The 20,869-nt window shown below is 39.6% G+C and carries 19 protein-coding genes; 3 read left to right on the top strand and 16 right to left on the bottom strand.

The window, feature by feature from the left end:
• The 9 genes from KIM67_RS11795 to KIM67_RS11835 all read right to left on the bottom strand — a co-directional run bounded on the left by KIM67_RS11795 (window position 1) and on the right by KIM67_RS11835 (window position 8,454).
• A complete protein-coding gene (locus tag KIM67_RS11795; protein WP_213831588.1) occupies window positions 1-1,008 on the bottom strand; it encodes a glycosyltransferase family 2 protein in 1,008 nt (335 codons plus the stop codon).
• Between the two features lie 55 nt (window positions 1,009-1,063).
• Window positions 1,064-1,876 (bottom strand): enoyl-ACP reductase, encoded by an 813-nt coding sequence (locus KIM67_RS11800; protein WP_213831589.1) that lies wholly within the window; start codon window positions 1,874-1,876, stop codon window positions 1,064-1,066.
• A gap of 82 nt (window positions 1,877-1,958) precedes the next feature.
• On the bottom strand, window positions 1,959-3,611 hold the full coding sequence (gene recN, locus KIM67_RS11805) for a DNA repair protein RecN (RefSeq protein WP_213831590.1): 1,653 nt from the start codon (window positions 3,609-3,611) through the stop codon (window positions 1,959-1,961).
• Between the two features lie 46 nt (window positions 3,612-3,657).
• The gene (locus KIM67_RS11810; protein WP_213831591.1) at window positions 3,658-4,548 is read right to left on the bottom strand and encodes a DUF4835 family protein; all 891 of its coding nucleotides are present in this window, start codon (window positions 4,546-4,548) and stop codon (window positions 3,658-3,660) included.
• Window positions 4,541-5,746, bottom strand: coding sequence for a bifunctional phosphopantothenoylcysteine decarboxylase/phosphopantothenate--cysteine ligase CoaBC (gene coaBC / locus KIM67_RS11815; protein WP_213831594.1), 1,206 nt, complete (start codon window positions 5,744-5,746; stop codon window positions 4,541-4,543). Before coaBC ends, KIM67_RS11810 begins: the two co-directional genes overlap by 8 nt.
• Window positions 5,747-5,748: 2 nt before the next feature.
• Window positions 5,749-6,075, bottom strand: a complete 327-nt coding sequence (locus tag KIM67_RS11820; protein ID WP_163418637.1) for a DNA-directed RNA polymerase subunit omega — start codon at window positions 6,073-6,075, stop codon at window positions 5,749-5,751.
• Window positions 6,076-6,095: 20 nt separating this feature from the next.
• Entirely contained in the window at window positions 6,096-6,923 is an 828-nt protein-coding gene (locus tag KIM67_RS11825; RefSeq protein WP_213831596.1) for an outer membrane protein assembly factor BamD, read from the bottom strand.
• A gap of 107 nt (window positions 6,924-7,030) precedes the next feature.
• Window positions 7,031-7,921, bottom strand: coding sequence for a 4-hydroxy-tetrahydrodipicolinate synthase (dapA, locus tag KIM67_RS11830; protein WP_213831597.1), 891 nt, complete (start codon window positions 7,919-7,921; stop codon window positions 7,031-7,033).
• Window positions 7,921-8,454, bottom strand: coding sequence for a hypothetical protein (locus tag KIM67_RS11835; protein WP_213831598.1), 534 nt, complete (start codon window positions 8,452-8,454; stop codon window positions 7,921-7,923). Before KIM67_RS11835 ends, dapA begins: the two co-directional genes overlap by 1 nt.
• A 113-nt stretch (window positions 8,455-8,567) precedes the next feature.
• On the opposite strand from KIM67_RS11835, the gene KIM67_RS11840 reads away from it, so the two are divergent.
• Both KIM67_RS11840 and KIM67_RS11845 read left to right on the top strand, forming a co-directional pair.
• Window positions 8,568-9,284 (top strand): 5'-nucleotidase C-terminal domain-containing protein, encoded by a 717-nt coding sequence (locus tag KIM67_RS11840; protein WP_250149246.1) that lies wholly within the window; start codon window positions 8,568-8,570, stop codon window positions 9,282-9,284.
• Window positions 9,285-10,196 (top strand): metallophosphatase, encoded by a 912-nt coding sequence (locus tag KIM67_RS11845; RefSeq protein ID WP_213831599.1) that lies wholly within the window; start codon window positions 9,285-9,287, stop codon window positions 10,194-10,196.
• Between the two features lie 203 nt (window positions 10,197-10,399).
• Here the strand turns inward: KIM67_RS11845 and KIM67_RS11850 are convergent, their stop codons facing one another.
• The 4 genes from KIM67_RS11850 to KIM67_RS11865 form a co-directional block, all read right to left on the bottom strand.
• Complete coding sequence (locus KIM67_RS11850; protein ID WP_213831600.1) at window positions 10,400-10,744, bottom strand: hypothetical protein; 345 nt, start codon at window positions 10,742-10,744, stop codon at window positions 10,400-10,402.
• Between the two features lie 61 nt (window positions 10,745-10,805).
• Entirely contained in the window at window positions 10,806-12,293 is a 1,488-nt protein-coding gene (locus tag KIM67_RS11855) for a BspA family leucine-rich repeat surface protein (protein WP_213831601.1), read from the bottom strand.
• 362 nt (window positions 12,294-12,655) lie between these two features.
• The gene (locus KIM67_RS11860; protein WP_213831602.1) at window positions 12,656-14,236 is read right to left on the bottom strand and encodes a BspA family leucine-rich repeat surface protein; all 1,581 of its coding nucleotides are present in this window, start codon (window positions 14,234-14,236) and stop codon (window positions 12,656-12,658) included.
• 274 nt (window positions 14,237-14,510) lie between these two features.
• Window positions 14,511-15,557 carry a hypothetical protein gene (locus KIM67_RS11865; protein WP_213831604.1) on the bottom strand — a complete coding sequence of 349 codons (1,047 nt, stop codon included), beginning with the start codon at window positions 15,555-15,557 and terminating at the stop codon, window positions 14,511-14,513.
• 292 nt (window positions 15,558-15,849) lie between these two features.
• Here KIM67_RS11865 and KIM67_RS11870 point away from each other — a divergent pair, with 292 nt between their 5' ends.
• Entirely contained in the window at window positions 15,850-17,361 is a 1,512-nt protein-coding gene (locus KIM67_RS11870) for a ComEC/Rec2 family competence protein (protein ID WP_213831606.1), read from the top strand.
• A 79-nt stretch (window positions 17,362-17,440) separates the two neighbouring features.
• Here KIM67_RS11870 and ligA read toward each other — a convergent pair whose 3' ends face one another.
• From ligA to KIM67_RS11885, 3 genes are read right to left on the bottom strand one after another with little or no spacing between them, the layout of a single operon-like run.
• Window positions 17,441-19,438: an NAD-dependent DNA ligase LigA gene (gene ligA / locus KIM67_RS11875; RefSeq protein WP_213831607.1), complete on the bottom strand. Its 1,998-nt coding sequence runs from the start codon at window positions 19,436-19,438 to the stop codon at window positions 17,441-17,443.
• Window positions 19,435-20,376, bottom strand: a complete 942-nt coding sequence (gene prmC, locus KIM67_RS11880) for a peptide chain release factor N(5)-glutamine methyltransferase (RefSeq protein ID WP_213831609.1) — start codon at window positions 20,374-20,376, stop codon at window positions 19,435-19,437. Before prmC ends, ligA begins: the two co-directional genes overlap by 4 nt.
• Window position 20,377: 1 nt before the next feature.
• On the bottom strand, window positions 20,378-20,863 hold the full coding sequence (locus tag KIM67_RS11885) for a GNAT family N-acetyltransferase (RefSeq protein ID WP_213831611.1): 486 nt from the start codon (window positions 20,861-20,863) through the stop codon (window positions 20,378-20,380).
• Between the last annotated feature and the right edge of the window lie 6 nt (window positions 20,864-20,869).

Here is a 20,869-nt window from a genome sequence, read left to right on the forward strand (position 1 = left end):
TTATTTTACTTTAAAGAACAATTTAGGCAATAGCGCTTCAGGCTCCCTCTTACTAAAATTAAGCAAGATTGTGGATTTTAGAAAACCTATTCCATACCCTGTAAACTGTGTTAGTGCTGCAAAAATTGCAAGAAATGCCACTTTTAAGCTTTTATTTTTAACTAAAGCATCAAAAAAGAGTAATAAAAAGTAAAATCCAAAGATTATTATGGGAAGTAGTGTACCCATAATAGCTAAAACAACAGAACTCAATAACCCTACCATAAATAGTGTCGGAAACCAATAAGTAATTTTAGCCGTTCCTTTATGCCACTGATTTAAAATAGGCCGCACCATCCCAAATTTATTCACCTGGATATAAAATTTGTTCCAATCTATACGTCTTTTGTGATAGACATAAGCTTTGGGAAACAACCTGCTGGCATAACCCCCTTTCCAAATTCTAAAAGTCAAATCTGGGTCTTCTCCTGGATGGATTCTCCCGAATCCGCCAACATTTTCAAAAGTCTCCTTGGAAATACCCATATTAAAACTACGTGGTTGAAACTTACCTACCGCTGTACTCCCACCCCTGATTCCACCTGTGGTAAAAAAAGAGGTCATTACATAATTAATTGCTTTTTGTACCGGGGTAAAAGATGGGTCCGCTGCATCTGGTCCACCAAAACAATGCACAAAATTCGTCTCCAATTCTTTTTTTACTTCAGATAGATATTGCTTGGGTAGAATACAATCTGAATCCAGAATTATAAAATAGTTCCCTTTGGCATTTTCCATTCCATAGTTTCTGGAATCTCCTGGACCAGAGTTTTCTTTAAAGTAGTATGAAATACTTAAACTCTCTTGAAAATTTTTTACAATACGCTCCGAACGTTCAAGGGAACCGTCCTCTACAATTACGATTTCATAGTCTTCATCAAAATTTTGTTTTCCAAGACTTTCTAGCAATTCCCGAATTTCTTCGGGTCTATTGTAAACGGGAACGATTATGGAAAAATATAAATTCATCGTAAAACACAAAAGCCATCCGATAACGAATGGCTTTTGCTGTTATAGTTTTAGGCTATTTGCTAAATTCATCGATTACTTCTTGGCTTACCCCTGTATTGGAAAACCCACCATCATGAAAAAGGTTCTGCATAGTAACCTTTTTTGTCAAATCGGAAAAAAGACTTACCGTATAATCGGCACAATCGGAAGCCGAGGCATTGCCCAACGGCGACATTTTTTCCGCATAGCTTATAAAGCCATCAAAACCTTTTACACCTTGCCCAGCAGTAGTTGGGGTTGGCGATTGAGATATTGTGTTGACCCTAACTTTTTTCTCTTTTCCAAAGAAGTATCCAAAACTTCTTGCAACAGATTCCAAATATGCCTTGTTATCGGCCATATCGTTGTAGTCTGGGAAAGTTCGTTGCGCTGCCATGTAGGTAAGCGCGACAATACTGCCCCACTCGTTCATAGCATCAGCTTTATATAGGGATTGTAATACTTTGTGAAATGAAAGTGCCGAAACATCCCAACCTTTTGTAGTGAAATCATATTTTTCATCGGTATAGGCCCTTCCTTTCCTAACATTTACCGACATGCCTATGGAATGAAGTACAAAATCCAATTTTCCTCCCAGGATTTCCATGGATTGGGAGACCAAATTTTGTAAGTCCTCTTCATTGGTTGCATCCGCAGGAATGATTTCAGAATCTGTTTTCTCTGCTAGTTGCTTTATCTGTCCCATGCGCATAGCAATGGGAGCATTGGTCAACACAAAGGTTCCACCTTCTTCATGAACACGTTCCGCAGTCTTCCAAGCAATTGAATTCTCATCCAGTGCTCCAAAAATGATTCCTTTTTTACCTTTTAAAAGATTGTATGACATAGTGCTTATTTATTCCTAGTTTGGCGACAAAGATATTTATTCTAATCGAGTTTTACAGTTTAGATTTTGTCTTACCCAATTCCTATTGTAAAAGCTGTCTTGCATGTGCCAAAGCAGATTCTGAAATGGATTTACCACCTAGCATTTCTGCAAGTTCCTTGACCCGTTCCTCTTCGCTCAGTTTTCTCATTTGTGTTGTGGTACTGCCGCCGCCCTCTTCTTTAAATACCTTAAATTGTTGTACTCCCTTAGATGCCACCTGTGGCAAATGGGTAATAGAGAATACTTGCATGGTCTTGCTCATCTGTTGCATGATTTCTCCCATGCGATTGGATATTTCTCCAGAAACCCCAGTATCGATTTCATCGAACATCATTGTGGGCAATTGTTCATATTTTGCCAAAATCGATTTTATCGTTAGCATAATACGGGACAGTTCTCCACCAGAAGCTACTTTTTTTAACTCGCCGTAATCCGAACCTTTGTTGGCAGAAAACAAAAACACCAAATCATCTTTTCCGTTGGATTTAAAAGTTGATGAAGGATTCACTTCAATTTTAAACGTAGCGGATGGCATTCCTAGCAGATACAAACTTTCTTGAAGCATGCTCTTTAACTTAGGGATTACGGTATTTCTGGACTTTCTTATTTTGAGTGCCCATTCATCAAGAAGATGGGTCGCTTTTGCAACTTGCTCTTCCTTCTCTTTTATTTTTGAGTCACTATTTTCTACTGCATCGACTTTATTGGATAATTCATTTTTAATTTCAATCAGCGCTGTCACGGATATTACTTGATGCTTTTTCTGTAAGTCGTAGAGTTGCTGCAATTGGTTGTTCACGACTTCCAGCCGCTGTGGATTTGCCTCAACATTTTGTTGCAGATTTTCCAGTTCCGAAGCAATATCGTCCGTTTCGATAAAAAGGGACTGTACACGTTCATTGATTGCAGTATAGGAACTGCCAAAGTCTGCCAGAGTGGAAAAAGCGCGTTTTAAATCAGCCAATCCCCCTAAAATTCCAAGTTGCTCATCATTAAGAAGTTGATTTGCGGTAGACAAATGCTCCATGATTTGTTCCACATTATTTAATGCTTCATACTCCTCTTCCAGCTCTTCTTGGATTCCCTCTTTTAATGGAGCCAACTCCAACTCCTGTAGCAAAAAACTGTTATAATCGTGCTCCTTGTTGGAACTGGATTGAAAATCCAATAATTCTTGCAATTCCTTCGTAACTAATTTGTAACTGTTTAATTGGGTTCTATAGTTTTTTAGGTTTTCTGAATTTTCTGCTAGGGCATCTACTACTTTTAACTGAAAATCGTTATCCGTCAATCTTAGAGTTTGATGTTGTGAATGCACATCGACCAAGCGCTCTCCCAGCCCCTTCAATATATCCAGAGTAACGGGCGAATCATTCACAAAGGCTCTTGATTTTCCACTTGGGAGAATCTCACGCCTTAAAATGGTACTATCTTCATAGTCCAAGTCCTTTGAATCAAAAAGATCTTTAAGTTGATATTTGGAAATGTCAAACTCAGCTTCTATGATGCATTTTTGGTTTTCATTCTTAAGTGAGGATAGATCGGCACGTTTGCCCAGAACCAAAGAAAGTCCTCCGAGCAAAATAGATTTTCCGGCCCCTGTTTCACCAGTGATTGTCGTAAAACCTTTCGAAAACGAAACGTTTACATCATCTATCAGTGCATAATTTTGAATAGAAAGGTTTGCTAGCAATGTTGGAGATTTTCTTCGTAAAGATAAATCTCTTTGGAGAAATGCGCTAGTATTTTATTTCATTCCAAGTGCTGGAGTAAAATGGAGCGACATTGTTGAGGGTTTCCTTGAGTTTAACGATATCCACCTTTGGACCATCAGAAAAAATACTTTGTATTTCTTCCGATTTAGCATCAAAAAAAGTCTGAATCAAAAATGCATTGGGCCGTCGTTTTATTAAAGTCTCGAACAGTCGCATGGAACCCGCTATTACTTGCTTTCCGGTACTATTGTTGTCCCCAAGAATATCCAATCCTTTTCGATGGTAATTGTACATGGCAATGCGGTATTCCCTAAAAGAGTTGCTCAACAAATTATCAATAAGCTCAAAACGGGTACGTTCTCCAGTTTCTTGGTTCCATCCAGAAAAATTTGACCCTTGTGCCTGCGTAACAAGATTTTGGGCTTTTCTGAACATATCATCCCCACCTTCCAAAGAAAAAGTATCGGCATCCAAACCTAAAATAATGTAGATATAGTATGTTATGACCCCTACTAAATTGGAATCAAAAACATTCTCGTTATAGACTATGGGCTGAAACTCCTGGTATACGAAATTGAAAGCATCATCTTTATAGTTGAAGACTGGACTTTCATAAGAGGTATTGAATACTGGTCGAGAAGATTGCACTTGAATGTTCGCTTCAAACCTATCCGATTCGTATTGGGTGACCGTGATGAACATTCTAGCGCTAACCCGTTCATTTTCTTTATAGACCCTATTGGTCCATTTGTTCTTGTTCACAAAGTCGCTCAAAGAACGTTCGAGAGTCCTAAAGATTTGCTGATTGGTTTGTCCCACTTGGTCCGAATTGACCGTTACGGTACAATTCAACTCCTGTGCAACAAGCCCATGGGAAAACGATAGAAAAAAAGAGAGTAAAACAAGTCTACGCATGAATCCTGAAGGTAATTTCTTTCCAAATATCCGAAGCAACATCTGGCTTCGTCTTCAAACCAAACGTTTTTATATCTAAATTCTTATCGATAAAAGTGATTTTATTCGTATCACCACCAAAACCAGCACCTTCATCCTTCAATGAATTTAGTACTATCGCATCAAGATTTTTACGTTGTAGTTTTACTTTTGCATTATCCAGTTCATTTTCGGTTTCCAAAGCAAATCCCACGAGATATTGTTTGGTCTTGTTTTCGCCAAGAGAAAATAAAATATCTGGGTTTCGTTCCAGTTCGATACTTAAATCACCTTCCTTCTTTTTAATTTTTTCTTGGGCTACATGTTTTGGACGATAGTCCGCCACTGCCGCCGCACATATAGCTATATCAATATTATTGTAATGCTCATGGCAAGCATCGTACATTTCTTGTGCGGATGTGACATTGATTACATCGACAGCATTGTGCTGAATATATAGATTGGTAGGCCCTGAAACCAAGATTACTTTAGCTCCCAACTCGGCTGCATGTTTTGCAAGTTCAAAACCCATAGTTCCCGAGGAACGATTGCCCAAAAAACGAACGGGGTCTATTGCTTCGTGGGTAGGTCCTGCCGTAATGAGCACTTTTTTTCCATTTAAAGGAAGTCCCTTTGCTAAATCTTCTTGAATAAATTGAACTATGGTTTCTGGTTCCGCCATTCGGCCCTCTCCATGAAGACCACTGGCCAATTCTCCAGACTCCGCGGGTATCATAACATTTTCAAAAGATGCCAATTTTTCAAAAGATGCCTTGGTAGTTGGATGCTTGTACATATCCAAATCCATAGCTGGGGCAAAATAAACGGGACATTTTGCTGATAAATACGTTGCCATGAGCAAATTGTCGCAAGTGCCGTGCGCCATCTTGGAAAGTGTGTTGGCAGTTGCTGGAGCTATAATTAAAATATCTGCCCATAACCCTAATTCCACATGGTTGTTCCAAGAGATACTGCCATCTTCTTGGTTGATAAAATCAATAGAGACCGGATTCTTGGATAATGTGGATAAAGTAAGAGGGGCAACAAAAGAGCTGGCACTTTGGGTCATTACAATTTTGACCTCGGCACCAGCTTTTATCAATAACCTAACAAGAAATGTGGTTTTGTAAGCGGCAATTCCTCCGGTAATCCCCAAAAGGATGTGTTTACCGCTCAGCATTTCTAGGCGTCTTTCTCAGTATTTCTGTAGTAGATTTTATCTTCTAACCATTCCATAACCGCTAAGGCATGTGGTTTAGGAAGCTTTTCGTAAAACTTGGAAACTTCTATTTGTTCCTTGTTCTCGAAAACTTCTTCCAAGCTATCGCTATAAGTTGCAAATTCTTCCAACTTTTCCAACAATTCTTTCTTTATCTCAGAATTGATTTGGATAGCCCTTTTAGAAGCAATGGAAATCGCTTCGTAAATGTTTTCCGTTTTGTCATCAAATTCGTTTCTATCGTGGGTAACGGTGGAAACCGGAGCTTTTGTATTTTTTAAATCTTGCATATGGCTGCGTCTTTATCTATTTATTTGGAATCGGAATATACGCTTAATTCCTTTTGTATTTTTTCGGCCAGGTTATCGGCCTTCTTTTTAAATTTTGTTTCGGGGAAATACTTTATTAAGGTATTGTATGAATCCAAGGCTTCACGCAAACGTTCTTCCTTTCTATTTGGCGTACTGTTTATTGCCAAACTTGTAGCCGATTCAATACGGTAATATAGAGCTTCTTCCCTGTAAATAGACCCTGGGTTATCAGAAATGAAATTGTCGAAAGCTGTCATGGCAGATACCAAGATAGGATAGTTAAATTGCCCTAACTTGTTAAACTGCTTGGCTATTTCTATTTGTTTCTTTTCTTTTTTGGAGGTCAGCTCTCTGGCCATTGCATTGGCCTCTTCAAAAAATTCTGATTCTGGATAGGTGTTTATAAAATTCTGAAGTTTTGCAAGTGCTTTATCCGTATCGGTTTGGTCCAAGGAATACAATGGGGAAAGTTCATAGTAGCTTTTGGCACCTAGAAAGGACGCTTCCTGTATTTTATCGCTTTTTGGATATGATTTAATAAATCGTTCAAACTGATAACCTGAGAGGTAATAGTCTTCTGTCTTAAAATATGAATCGGCAAAAAAGAACATCACACGTTCACCTTGAGGTTTGCCAACATACTTGGGCACTATCTGTTCAAAGAGCCTATTTGCCCTTTTGTAATCTCCTTCATCGTAGTATTTTTGTGCTAAATCGTATTTCGGTTTAACTTCCTCATTTTTAAGTACTTTTTGATACTCACTGCAGGAAGAAAAAAGAAAGACAATAGCTATTACGGAAAGAATCGGCTTCATTTTCAAAAACATTTTGCAAAATTAGTGATAATGGATGGATTTAAAAAATCAAATTAAAATCCAAATGTAACTGTGAAACCAACGATTTACTATGTTTTTAGCTAAGATTTAACTTCCCATTAAACCTTGATAGCTTCAAACTTTTTTAAAAAGCCCGAGATTCTGTTCTGTAGTTCAATAGTTGCTTTGACCAATGGTAGTCTGACATTAACGGTACAACACCCAAAATAGCTTAAAACAGTTTTGACACCTGCCGGATTACCTTCCTCAAAAATCAATTTCATCAATGGAAGTAGTTCATGATGAATCTCATAAGCTCTTTCTGGATTGCCATGTCTACCCAAATGAATCATACTGGAAAATGCACTGGGAAGACCTTGTCCAAGAACCGAAATCACCCCTGCCCCACCTGCAACAACGGTAGGTAGCGCCGTAAAATCATCCCCGGAAATCACCAAAAAATCCGCTGGCTTGTCCTTTAAGATATGGTCTATTTGTACTATATCTGCACACGCTTCCTTAATAGCAACTATTTTGGGAAAGTCGTGGGCAAGTCTTAACGTAGTTTCGGGAAGCATATTACTTCCTGTCCTAGAAGGAACATTATAAAGAATTATCGGTTTGGGCGATACCTTGGCTATAGCCTTAAAATGCTGATAAATGCCCTCTTGTGTTGGTTTATTGTAGTAGGGAGAAACCGAAAGAACAGCATCAAACTCCGATAAGTCCAGTTCTGTCAACTCTTCAATAACGGCTGTAGTGTTGTTCCCGCCAACGCCCAATACCAAGGGAAGTCGCCCTGCATTGGTCTGTATAACAGTTTTAATGACCAGCTGTTTGTCACTTTTGGAAAGTGTAGCCGCTTCGGCTGTAGTACCCAAGATAACCAAATAATCCACTCCACCATTTATAGAATGTTCAACAACACGTTCAAGTGCTTTTACATCTACCGAAAAATCTTCCGTAAAAGGGGTTACCAAAGCAACACCCGTACCCATCAAGTTTTCCATTACAATTCCTTTAAAACCTTCAAATACTTTTTTAATTCCTTTTTAAACAGTTTAAAATCTTTTAAGGGAGTACTAAAAATCAAATCATTGAGTTTTGGGTCGAGTGAACTGAAACCCACTTTTAGCCTGGCCGGTGTTTTTACGGACAATAGCTTCAGCATTAAATTATCCTCTTCATAGTAGTTGATCAACAAATCGTATTCCCTACCCAAAAATTCAAGAACATAGCCATTTTCAATTGCTCCCTTCTTACCTAGATCTTTATCGGAGTACATTTGAATGGCAAAGGGGGAATTATTGTCATATTCCCGCTTATAACCTATAATTTTGATAGCGTTTGGTCGCAAAGAGTAATCTTCTATCAACTCGTAAAACAACTCGGCACTTTCAAAATTATCTACGTCAACTATGCAGCCAATGCTAGTAATTCCCTTGTCCCTTTCTATTACCGAGGGAGCCTTATTCATCTCCTCCTGTAAATATTTAAGACTTGATTTAACCTTAAATTTATCTTGGAGTCCTTTTAAAAACATAATTTTTATGCATTTTTACAAAGGTAATTAATCTACCAAGACTACTTAACAAAGATAAACACGTGAGATATTTAAAATATCAACAATTTGTTATATTTATAACTTTTTGTTTTTTGATTTCCTGTAAAAATGATACCGGACAACTCTCCGAAGTCCAGGGAAAGCAAGTAAAAATTGATACTAGTTTTAAGGCTGTCGATTCAATCATTTCTTTTGTTGCCCCATACAGGAACAGAATAAATGAAGTTCTGGACAGTACTTTAGCCTATGCACCAAAATCGCTTTTACTCGATGATGGCGCCCACAACACTTCCCTGGGAAATCTGATCGCAGATATTGTTTTAACGGAAACAAGGCCCGTTTTTAAATCCCAAACTGGAAAAGATTTAGATTTTGTGGTTATCAACAGAGGTGGGCTACGTTCTATTATTTCCTCAGGAAATATAACGGCAAGGCATGCATATGAAGTAATGCCTTTTGAAAATTATATTTCCGTAGTGAAGCTAAATGGTTCTGCGGTAAGGGAACTTATTGGTTTTCTAACTTCTGCCGAACGTGTACATCCCATAGCTGGAATGCAGATTGTTTTGGACAAAAAAGGAGCTTTGGATTCGGTTAATATCAATGGAAGTCCTTTTGATGAGAGTCGCAGCTATTACGTGGCAACTTCTGATTATTTAGTACAAGGCGGTGCCGAAATCGGTTTCTTTAAAACTGTAGATTCTGTAGCGAATACCGACTATCTGCTTAGAAATGCAATTATTGACCATTTAAGAAAAGTTGACACGCTAAAGGCAATTGTTGACGACAGATTCATACAACAAAATTAGATGAAACGTAGAGATTTTTTAACACATACGGCAGCAACCTCAACATTTATAGGATTAGGTGGCCTTGGATTCAATTCCTGTACTAATTTTGGTACCAAGCATATTACTATTTTACACACCAACGATGTGCACAGCCATATAGACCCTTTTCCAAGTTCACATTCCCGCTATGCCAATCTTGGTGGAATTGCCAGAAGGGCAACACTGGTTGAAAAAATACGAAACGAAAACCCCAACACTCTGCTTTTTGATGCCGGGGATATCTTTCAAGGGACTCCTTACTTTAATTTTTATGGAGGTGAGTTGGAATTCAAATTAATGAGCAAATTAAAATATGATGCCGCCACCATTGGCAACCATGATTTTGATAATGGTATAGATGGACTTTTGGCCCAAGTACCCAATGCCAAGTTTGACTTACTTTCCGCTAACTACGACTTTACCAACACCGTCATGGAAAGTTTTGTAAAGCCCTATAAAATTTATTTGGTGGATGGTATAAAAATAGGCGTATACGGCATTGGCATTCAACTTGATGGATTGGTCACAAAAAAATTGTACAAAGAGACCAAGTACCTCGACCCCTTTGAAATTGCTTTGGACAATGAGCGTACATTAAAAGAAGAAGAAAAATGCGACATTGTTATCTGTCTATCCCATTTGGGCTATGACTATAAAAATCCAGAGCGTCCTTCAGATACGCAACTTGCAGAACGTACGCTCCATACCAACTTGATCATTGGTGGACACACCCATACCTTTTTAGATAAACCCGATGTACGTACCAACAAAAATGGGAATTCTGTTTTGGTGAACCAAGTGGGTGCCTATGGCATTAATGTAGGGCGAATCGATTTTTATTTTGATACTGAACAAAATACCGCTGCAAAGGGCATAAGCATTAAGGTTTAGGGTTTGTGCTAGGTCTAAAGATCAAAGAATAAGGATATTTTTCATTTTTCACCAAGTAACTAAACTTGTGTGTCATCTGTGATAGTATCGCAAAAAACCACCCAAAAACGAAGAATTATTTTTGAGTGGCTTATAACACTTCCGGTATGAGGCGTTGCTTGCCTGAAAGGCGGCTATGGCCTACACCAAATATTGTGGCTTTTTTAATTAATGCTGATCACTGATTCTATTTTTAAGACCCAATCATTTTCAAACAAAAACTTGTATACGTCTTCTCCCGAACTCACTTCTAAGATAAAGGTCTTTTTACCCGTCGTTTTGCCCTTTTTAAAGGCCACATTGCCCAAGGGTTGGTTCAATAGTTCACCACCTCGGGTATTTTTGTTCTTTTTTGATAAAAATGCCCCCAGTAATCCTGTTCCGGGAACTTTAATTTGATCTTGATCAAATGAAATCTTCTTATCGGTTATCACTAGCTGCCCAGGAAATGCCTGTAGTTTCTTCTTGTACCACATGACCTTTTCGTCCAATAAAATGTTTTCTTCCATAATTATTCGTTTTTAGTTGGTTATGGTCAGTAATTGCACTAACATTTTAACTATAAAATATCTATGGGCATAATTCTTGAATGTTTAACCCGGGTAAGTCCCAATCGTTATCATCAATGAGAAAATCAGCTGCTATACTAGCTACATTTTCACAGATAGTGATATTCAGCATACCACAGATAATATCGGCCGGCCCATCGTTTTCCTGTACAAAACTGGCCCAACCGATTACTGTGGCATTCATGCTTGTAAAGGTCATTCCACTGTTATCGAACATTGCCAGCATGTTATTTACACTGCCAATGTTCCAACCACCTATATCTTGATCGAACGAGGAAGCATCAGCGAACATAGCGAACATATTTTCTACATTGGATACATTCCATGAACCGATATTTTGATCAAATAAAGTTGCTCCGGTAAACATGGCTGACATATCTTTAACGCTCGACACATTCCATGAACCGATATCTTGATTGAAGGAAGAAGCACTGGTGAACATGGAAACCATATCTTGAACATTGCCAACATTCCATTCACCAATATCTTGATCAAATAGGGCAGCACCTCCAAACATTGATTCCATTTTGGTAACATTTGCCACATTCCATGAACCGATATCCTGGTTGAACGAGGTAGCTCCAAAAAACATTTTGGACATGTCGGTGACTTTTTCCGTATTCCATTGGCCAATATCACCATTAAACGACAACGCATCGGTAAACATAGCATTCATATCCACAATAGTACTTACATCCCAATTGCCTATATCCCCGTTAAATTGTTTGGCGTTTAAGAACATACCCAAAAGGGAAGAGACTTGTGATAGGTCGGGCACATCGGTCGCTTTATAGACCATATTCTCACAGTCCGCGAATGCTGCGGCCAAGCTCTCCCAACCGATATTGCCCCATTGATCTATACTTATAAGTTTGGGCGCACTTGGAAGCCCTAACATTATTATGCCGGGAAAATTTCCTTGAATTGCCACGACATGGTCTCCGGCCGTTCCATAAGAATGCTCAATATTTTCATCTTTGGTAATATTCTCAATGGTACCGTCTCCCCAATCGATCATAAAATCATATGCCAAACCTTCTACTAAGCCTATCGTTATACTTTCTCCATCCATATCGGTCTTCCAAGTGGTCACAAAAGTTTCGTTCACATCTTGGACAATAACCTTGACTTTCGCATTGGCTTCTTCTGCACCATCGGAAACGCTTACGGTAAGGGTATGCTCCGTTTTGGTCTCAAAATCCAGGGATTTTCCAGTGGATAGGCTAAGAACACCGGCATCGGTAATCTCAAAAAGCCCATCATCGTTTGTTGTTATAGAAAATGTAAGACCGTCCCCATCTGGATCGGTCGCCTTTACCGTTCCAATAGTTTGGGTATCCGCTATATCTTCGGAAACGGTAAAGGACTGTTCCGCTATGACCGGGGCCTTGTTCTCTTCCTCTGGGGTCACACTGGGCGAATTATCTTTGCCACAGGAGAACATAAAAAGAGAAAGACACAGGAATAGATAACTGTTCTTTAATTTCATCTTTGTATAATTTTAAATTTTACACAAATTGAGATTTCTTGTTGATAGTTAAACTGTTAAATGAACGGATACAGCTGTTCGTTTGATAAATGCCCACTTTGAGTTGACGAAATTTTATGGAAATGTCCTAAAAATAGGTGTACAGTTGGGCCGGATCAAGATTTTCCATAACAACCCTGCTAAAACCATACATATTGACCACCGCTGCAAAAGGCATAAGCATTAAGGTTTAGTTTTTTAGGTCCTAAAAAATGTCTTTTCAAGGAATTACCAACCTTGAATACCACCTGTGATATGAGCACATAAAAAAACCGCCCTTAAAAATTCTAAGGGCGGTTTTATAACATCTTAACGATCAGGTTTTATTGGCACCCATCAGTAGCTAATCCTTCTAGCTCCCAACCTTTTAAGACAAGATAAGCAGCTGCATCATATACTTCATCAATAATATCACAGGCCACCATACCTGCCATACCACAGGTAATTCCCGCTGGTTCTCCGCCATTATTTTCTACAAAATAGGACCAACCGATCACCGTGTTGTTTATGCTTGCCTCGGACATTCCACTGTTATCGAACATGTTTTCCATTTTGTTTATACTGCCAATGTCCCAACTGCCCAAATCTTGGTCGAATAAGGTAGCTTCATTGAACATGCCGGCCATGTTGGTGACATTTTCCGTATTCCATCCACCAATATCCTGGTTGAAATTGGATGCTCCGTTGAACATATCAAACATCTTTGTAACGCTTGACACGTTCCATGTACCAATGTTCCCGTTAAAGGAAGAAGCACTTTGAAACATACCGGCCATATTGGTGACGTTTTCTGTATTCCAATCACCTATATCTTGGTTGAACAAAGATGCACCATTAAACATAGAACGCATTAATGTAACGCTCGACACATTCCACCCACCAATATCCTGGTTGAACTTGGATGCCCCTAAGAACATGTTGGACATGTAGGTGACATTTTCCGTATTCCAATCACCTATATCCTGATTGAAATTGGATGCTCCTAAGAACATGTCGGACATGTCGGTGACATTGTTCGTTATCCACCCACCAATTTTCTGGTCAAAGGAAGAAGCACCTGCGAACATACCGTTCATATCCACAATAGTCTCTACATCCCAATTGCCTATATCCCCGTTAAATTGTTTAGCTTTAAAGAACATTTTATTAAGAGAAGAGACTTGTGATAGGTCGGGCACATCGGTCGCTTTGTAGACCATATTCTCACAGTTCTCGAATGCATATGAAAAGCTCTCCCACTTGTTATTGCCCCATTGATCTATACTTATAAGTTTGGGCGCACTTGGAAGTAATGTCATTCTTATTCTGGGAAAATTTCCTTGAATTGCCACAACATGGTCACCGGCCGTTGCATACGAATGTTCTATATCTTCATCTTTGTTAATATTCGCAATGGTGCCATCTCCCCAATCGATCATAAAATCATATGCCAAACCTTCTACTAAGCCTATCGTTATGCTCTCTCCATCCTCAGTGGTCTTCCAGGTGGTCACAAAACTATCTAGATCCTCTACCAGGTTGTCGATTATATTAAGCACAATGATCTTAACTTTCGCACTGACCTCATTGGTACCATCGGAAACACTTATGGTAATCGTATGTTCCGTTTTGGTCTCAAAATCCAAGATTTTTTCACCGGATAGACCAAGTACACCTTCACTGGTGATTACAAATAGATCATTATCGTTTGTCTCTATAGAAAACGTAAGGCTGTCCCCATCTGGATCGGTCGCCTTTACCGCTCCAATATTCTTTGTTGTAAACGTCTCGTAAAACTCAAAGGACTGATCAGCTATGACCGGGGCCTTGTTCTCTTCCTCTGGGGTCACACTGGGCGAATCATCTTTGCCGCAGGAGAACATAAAAAGAGAAAGACTAAAAAATAGGTACATGTTCTTTTTCATCTTTACTGTATTTTAAATTAATAGTTGTACAATTTGGGATTTCTTGGTGATGGTCAAGCTGTTAAATGAACGGATACAGCTGTTCGTTTGACGGATGGCCATTCTGGGTTGACGGAATTTTTTGGAACTGTCCTAAAAACGGACAGGATGCCACGGCTAGATACTTTTTTGTCCAATACCGAGGGAAATAACCAAAAAGCCTTGAAAATTTTCAGGGCTTTTTGGTTTATATGCCTATGGATAGACATTCATTTCATACAAGTATTTGCTAGGCTTACATGACAATTTGTACCAAAAACTCAACGGTGGCAACACGATTGTCGTTAGCCCCTGTAATGGTAAGTATCTTGATATATCCTTTTGCTCCAGTAGCATTGATATAGCTGTATACTTCTCCTTCCTGAACGTTTTGGATGGCATTACTTTCTGAAGTGTGGTCTATGTTATTTTCTACATCTGTAGAGGTAACATTGTCTAAACCTTTCAGCTCCTCTACCTTAAAGGTAGTTGTGCTAGCATTGTCGCCAAGAGGGTTGTTAAAATTGGCATCTGCACGGGCATCGGGAGACAATAAAGAGGGCGTGCTAGTGCCTACTTCTCCATCACCGTTGGTAACGCCAAAAGTAATGTCAATGGCTTGTTGTTCTGCACTACTTAAAGCACCAGCCTCTACCTTTGTAAATACCCCGCTTTCTCCTAAGTCTGTAGCAAGGTAGCCACCTTTTGCACCAATTTGCGAACCTAGATCTACAGTAGCTTTCGCTCTTAGTAGTGGAAATACACCACCGCCACCGCCTTGGCCTTGTGCTACTACATCATAGTCGTAGCTTGCACTTTCAAATTCGCTGTCTGCATCTTTAGCCTTAAAGACTATCTTTACAACATCATCCAGGGCACCGTCTACCGGAATCATATACGTGGCATCAAAAGCAGTTGCACCAGCATCTGGCATGGTTCCTCCTGCGTCTTCTATGGCCGCACGAATAGAGGTAGCAGTACCGCCATTCACTATTTTTTCAATGTCAAATTGTTGGATACCTTCAGGAGCAGTCATAAAAACACTTATCTCTATCATTTCTCCCGGCTCAAAGTCATTTGTCGTATAAAGACTAGATGCAGTGGCATTGATCGCTACGGTTTCATTTACAGGTATAGGTGGTTCGGGCGGTTCGGGTGGTTGAGGTGTTTCGGTACTCTTGCTACAGCTCGTAAAAAAGATAGCTACAATGGCAAGAAATAAAATAAACGGGGTACGGATCATTCGTTTCGGTAAGAAATAATAATTGAAAGATTTAAAAAATAGATACAAGTTCTTTTTCATCTTTTGGTATAATTTTAAATTTTACACAAATTGACATTTCTTGTTGATCCTTAAGCTGTTAAATGAACGGATACAGCTGTTCATTTGACGGATGACCATTATGGGTTGACGGATTTTTATGGAACTGTTCTAAAAATTGCTATACAGTTGGACCGGACCAAAATCTTCCATAACCACCACACTAAGACCATCCATACAAAATTTAATGCCCACTTTACATTGATTTAAAGCATTACATAGGAAATTTCCTATATTCATTTTTAACTTTCAATGTCATTTAAAAACAGACAGGATGCCACAACTAGATACTTCTTTGTTCAATACCGAGGGAAATAGAAAATTTACGTTCGCCGGTTTCCCCGATGCCAAGATTCTGGAAAACGAAACCTCATCCAAATGGATACAACATTTGCTGTTCGGGGATTACATTACCGTAATGGATACAGAAATTGTCAATGACCGGGTTTTGGTCAATTCCAGAAACAAAACCGGTTGGATACCTGTTGAAAACATTCAAAAAGAAAGGGTTTTGGAAGTCAATTTTATTGATATTGGCCAGGGCGATGGCTGTCATATGGTCACTCCCGATGATGAGCATTATTTAATCGATGCTGGAAAAGGCGATAATATGTACCGCTATCTATACTGGCGTTTCAACTTGGATAAAAATGAAACCTTGCCCTTTAAGTTCAAGGCCATTGTAAGTCACCCCGACAATGACCATTATTTGGGATTCACCGAAATTTTTGAAGAAGAAGCACTACAATTCGATACTATTTACCATAGTGGCATAGTACAGCGACCCATTGATAATACCAAAGGATGGAATACCCAAATTGGAAAAGTGGAAGAACTGTCGGACGGCGAAGATTACCTATCTTCTTTGGAATTTACCGATGCCGCCATGAAATCCATCTTGAACGACCCTGGAAATTCCAGCGGATCAGGGTCGCAATACCCAAAAACCATGGCGCTCGCCCTTGAACAAGCGGACCAACCAGCATATGTAGCCCTAAACAATGGTACGGGATTTTTATTGGGCAACGGTAGCGATACTGAATTTTCGCTAGAGGTCATTGCACCGATCATTGATCAAAAAGATGGAAAACAAGTAGTTCCTTTTTTGGGGAGCAACGGAAAAACCAAAAACGGACATTCGGTTTTGTTAATGTTACAATACAAGAAACTACGTGTAATGCTGGGCGGCGATATCAACGAAGAAGCGGGAACATACATTAACAATAAACTGGGCACTAATGCAAAAGCGGTCTTACGTGCGGATATTGCCAAGGCCTGCCATCACGGAAGCCATTTGTTCAGTTATGAATTTCTGGAAAACATCAATGCGTTGGGAACGGTCATTTCTAGCGGGGACGATGAGAACTACAGTCACCCAAGAGCAGATACGTTGGGCGCACTTGGGAAAACGGGGTACAGTAAAAAACCTTTGATCTTTAGCACAGAACTTGCGCGGTCCAACAAAGATTTCAATACCACGACCATTCCAGAACTGGTCAAGAAGTATCAGCTATGGGAAATAGCAAAAGTAGCCTATGACGATTTTAAGGAGGATTTTGTGGATACGCCCACCAACCGATCTGTGTTGGAAGAGCTTAAGGGTACCATGGTAGAAGCTTACAAAGAGATCAACTCGTATCTTACCCGTTACGGTATGATCAGTTTACGAAGCGATGGTAAACAAATGGTCATGGCACAAAAACTGGAAAAGGATGCCCATTGGGGCAAGTACGATATGTATAAGTTCGCTTTTGATGAAGGTGAACAACGGTTTGTTAGGAAGTAAAAAATCCTAAGTTAATTACATGTACATCCGTTTTTGGTCATAAAGGCGTACCTCACCCGTGATTTATTTCGGATAAAACCTATTCCAATTTTCCCAAAAACTCCTGTTCAGAAATAATAGCTACTCCCAAATTTTCTGCTTTGGTCTTTTTGCTTGGACCCATTTTATCGCCAGCTACCAAAAAAGAAGTCTTGGACGAGATGGAAGAAGCCACTTTGCCCCCATTATCTTCAATGAGTTTTTTAAGTTCGGTTCTACCCAAAGATTCAAAAACACCGGAAACCACAAAGGTTTGTCCTTTAAGTTTTTCAGATTGATTTTCCAGTTGTTCCTCGGACAAAGAGAATTGTAATCCATAGGATTTTAACCGTTCCACAATCTCAATATTAGTAAGCTCACCAAAAAACTGAACCACACTTTCCGCGATACGCCCTCCTATTTCATCCACAGCTACTAATTCTTCAATAGTGGCTGCCATTAAGGCATCGATATTTTTATACGCTTTTGCCAATTTTTTGGCGACGGTCTCTCCTACGTAACGTATACCCAAACCGAACAACAAACGTTCAAAAGGAATATTTTTAGAAGCGGCCACGCCATTTACCAAGTTCTCTGCAGACTTTTCCGCCATACGTTCCAGGGGCATTACCTGTTCTTTGGTCAGTGTGTACAAATCGGCATAATTATCTATCAATCCCTCTTTAAAAAGCAACTCGACGGTTTCGCCGCCCAATCCTTCGATATCCATAGCTTTTCTGGATATGAAATGCTGAATTCTACCTGTTATCTGAGGGGGACAACCTACGTCATTTGGACAAAAGTGCTGTGCTTCCCCTTCTTTTCGTATTAATTCCGTGCCGCACTCTGGGCAATGGGTAATGTACTGTGTTGGCATTGAATCTTCAGGTCGCTTTGTAAAATCCACAGCAATTATCTTTGGAATAATTTCGCCCCCTTTTTCCACAAATACCGTGTCTCCTTCTCGAATGTCTAACTTTTCAATCTGATCTGCGTTGTGCAAGGATGCGCGTTTAACAGTTGTTCCGGCCAATAATACGGGTTCTAGGTTTGCAACTGGAGTAATGGCTCCTGTTCTCCCTACTTGATACGTGATTTCGTTCAATACGGTAGAGACTTGCTCTGCCTTAAATTTATACGCCATTGCCCAACGTGGCGCTTTGGCGGTATAGCCCAACTCATCTTGATGTCGCAGACTGTTCACTTTGATGACCACTCCATCCGTCTCGTACGGTAAATCGTGCCGATGTATGTCCCAATACTCCACAAAATCCATCACCTCTTGCGTTGTTTTGCATAATTTGGCCACTGTAGGCACTTTAAAACCCCATGAGCGCGCTTTATCCAACACCTCAAATTGGGAAGTTATATTCAAATTTTTACCCGTAATGCTGTACAACAAACACTCTAACGGTCGTTTTGCCACCAAAGCGCTATCCTGCAATTTTAGACTGCCCGAAGCTGTATTCCTAGGATTCATATACGCTTCTTCCCCATTGGCCAATCGCTCTTGGTTCATTTTGGCAAAACCTTCCAAGGTTAAAATGATCTCGCCACGTATATCAAATTTTGGTGGGTAATCCCCTGTCAATTGTAAGGGAACGGATTTAATAGTCTTGATATTTGTGGTTACATCGTCACCTTGAAAACCATCACCTCTGGTAACTGCTTTTACTAATTTGCCTTCTTCATAGGTCAGGCTTATTGAAGCCCCGTCATATTTGAGTTCACAGGTGAATTCTACTTCAACATCTCCTAAAATTCGTTGAATTCGTTTCTCCCAATCTTCCAGATCTTCCTTGGAATACGAATTATCCAATGAATACATACGGTGTTCATGCTGAATGGTCTCAAAATTTTTGGTGACCATTCCACCGACCCGCAAGGTCGGAGAAGTAGCATCATAAAACTCAGGGTGGGCCTGTTCCAATTCCTGAAGCGCTTTGAGCTTTACATCGAACTCATAATCTGAAACAGTAGGCTTATCCAAAACATAATAATTGTAGTTATGTTCTCGAAGCTCCTTTCTTAGGGATGCAATTTTTTGTTGGGTATTCATGGTTTTATTCCTTTGAGCATTCTATTGTTTCCAAAGATATCTTTGCGCAGTTCAATTTCTGAAAAATTATGCGCTTCTAAAAGTAACTTGGTTTCTTCTCCTAAATATTGATTGATTTCTAAATATATGCTTCCCGTTTTAGAAAGGTTCTTTTGTGCAAACATGGTAATGGCCCTGTAAAATAATAATGCATCTTCATCTGGAACAAAAAGCGCTAGATGAGGCTCATAATCTTTTACATTTCTCTGTATTTCAGATTTTTCCAGTTCCCGCACATAGGGCGGGTTTGAAACTATGATGTCGAATTCAAGTTCAGGTTCAAGTTCTAAATCTAGAACATCGGCTTTTATAAATGTTACTTCGACCTCGTTTAGCTCAGCATTTTTTTGGGCAACTTCCAACGCTTTTTCCGAAATATCGATAGCAAACACTTTGGCGTTTGGAAGCTTTTTTGCCAGGGCAATTGCAATACAACCGCTCCCTGTACCAATATCCAAAATTCTTAATCCTTGGTCGTCATTGATTAGATCCGACTTGCGGTCATTGAGCGCAGCCGAAATGACACTTCGACTACGCTCAGCGTCCGGGTTGCTCTGCTCAGCGTCCTGACTATTATCCGAGATTATCCACTCTACCAATTCCTCTGTCTCGGGCCTCGGAATCAATACATGCTCATTGACCTTGAACTCCATATCCATAAAGTACGCCGTACCTAAAATATATTGCAATGGCTTTTCCAGTTTTAGCTGTGCCAAAGCTTCAAAAAGTGGCTGCTCTTCTTCTTTGGTTATTGATACGTTAGGCTGTAGCACCAAAACAAATCGCTCCAACTGCAAATAATGTTCAATGAGTTGGTAAAAAAAAGCATCTACTTCCTCATTAGGATATAGCTTATCCAATTCTTTATGGAAAATGGTCTTGATCTCTTTTAGGAGCACGCTATATTTTTTTAAGCATCCAAACTGGGCAAGAATAGTGTCCCGTATTGCCCATAGGGGCATCTATATACTCAAAACCATTCTTTTTATACAATTTTTGGGCTGCTTCCATATAGGGCATGGTCTCTAGATAACATTGCTCAAAACCATATTCCTTAGCGCTATCCAAGCACCTTGAAATCATTTGAGCACCTAAACCTCTGCCCCTGGCTTTTTCCAAAAAGTACATTTTCTGTAGTTCGCATACGTTCCCATCATGATTTTCCAATTGAGCAACTCCAGCACAGCCAATAATTTGTCCGTCATCCTCAATTACATAGTAAACTGCCTTAGGCATATTATAAGCTTCGTACATATTTTCCAAAGCCTTATCTGCATAGGCCGTGCCCACTTTAGGCGCCCCCATGTCTTCCAAAACTTTACGGATTACCCTAGCAACCTGAACGTTATCCGCTAGTGTAATTTCCCTGATTATGGCATCGCCCATATTGCG

The sequence above is a fragment of the Flagellimonas sp. 389 genome, from assembly GCF_018449435.1.
Classification (GTDB): Bacteria; Bacteroidota; Bacteroidia; order Flavobacteriales; family Flavobacteriaceae; genus Flagellimonas.

Coding starts and splice junctions, on each gene's coding strand:
- ligA (WP_213831607.1), bottom strand. CDS start 19,438: ATGAATACCCAACAAAAAATTGCATCCCTAAGAAAGGAGCTTCGAGAA.
- KIM67_RS11820 (WP_163418637.1), bottom strand. CDS start 6,075: ATGCAAGATTTAAAAAATACAAAAGCTCCGGTTTCCACCGTTACCCAC.
- KIM67_RS11855 (WP_213831601.1), bottom strand. CDS start 12,293: ATGAAATTAAAGAACAGTTATCTATTCCTGTGTCTTTCTCTTTTTATG.
- KIM67_RS11870 (WP_213831606.1), top strand. CDS start 15,850: ATGCCACAACTAGATACTTCTTTGTTCAATACCGAGGGAAATAGAAAA.
- KIM67_RS11835 (WP_213831598.1), bottom strand. CDS start 8,454: ATGTTTTTAAAAGGACTCCAAGATAAATTTAAGGTTAAATCAAGTCTT.
- KIM67_RS11865 (WP_213831604.1), bottom strand. CDS start 15,557: ATGAAAAAGAACTTGTATCTATTTTTTAAATCTTTCAATTATTATTTC.
- KIM67_RS11810 (WP_213831591.1), bottom strand. CDS start 4,548: ATGCGTAGACTTGTTTTACTCTCTTTTTTTCTATCGTTTTCCCATGGG.
- KIM67_RS11860 (WP_213831602.1), bottom strand. CDS start 14,236: ATGAAAAAGAACATGTACCTATTTTTTAGTCTTTCTCTTTTTATGTTC.
- coaBC (WP_213831594.1), bottom strand. CDS start 5,746: ATGCTGAGCGGTAAACACATCCTTTTGGGGATTACCGGAGGAATTGCC.
- KIM67_RS11795 (WP_213831588.1), bottom strand. CDS start 1,008: ATGAATTTATATTTTTCCATAATCGTTCCCGTTTACAATAGACCCGAA.
- KIM67_RS11850 (WP_213831600.1), bottom strand. CDS start 10,744: ATGGAAGAAAACATTTTATTGGACGAAAAGGTCATGTGGTACAAGAAG.
- KIM67_RS11845 (WP_213831599.1), top strand. CDS start 9,285: ATGAAACGTAGAGATTTTTTAACACATACGGCAGCAACCTCAACATTT.
- KIM67_RS11825 (WP_213831596.1), bottom strand. CDS start 6,923: ATGTTTTTGAAAATGAAGCCGATTCTTTCCGTAATAGCTATTGTCTTT.
- KIM67_RS11885 (WP_213831611.1), bottom strand. CDS start 20,863: ATGGGCGATGCCATAATCAGGGAAATTACACTAGCGGATAACGTTCAG.
- KIM67_RS11800 (WP_213831589.1), bottom strand. CDS start 1,876: ATGTCATACAATCTTTTAAAAGGTAAAAAAGGAATCATTTTTGGAGCA.
- dapA (WP_213831597.1), bottom strand. CDS start 7,921: ATGGAAAACTTGATGGGTACGGGTGTTGCTTTGGTAACCCCTTTTACG.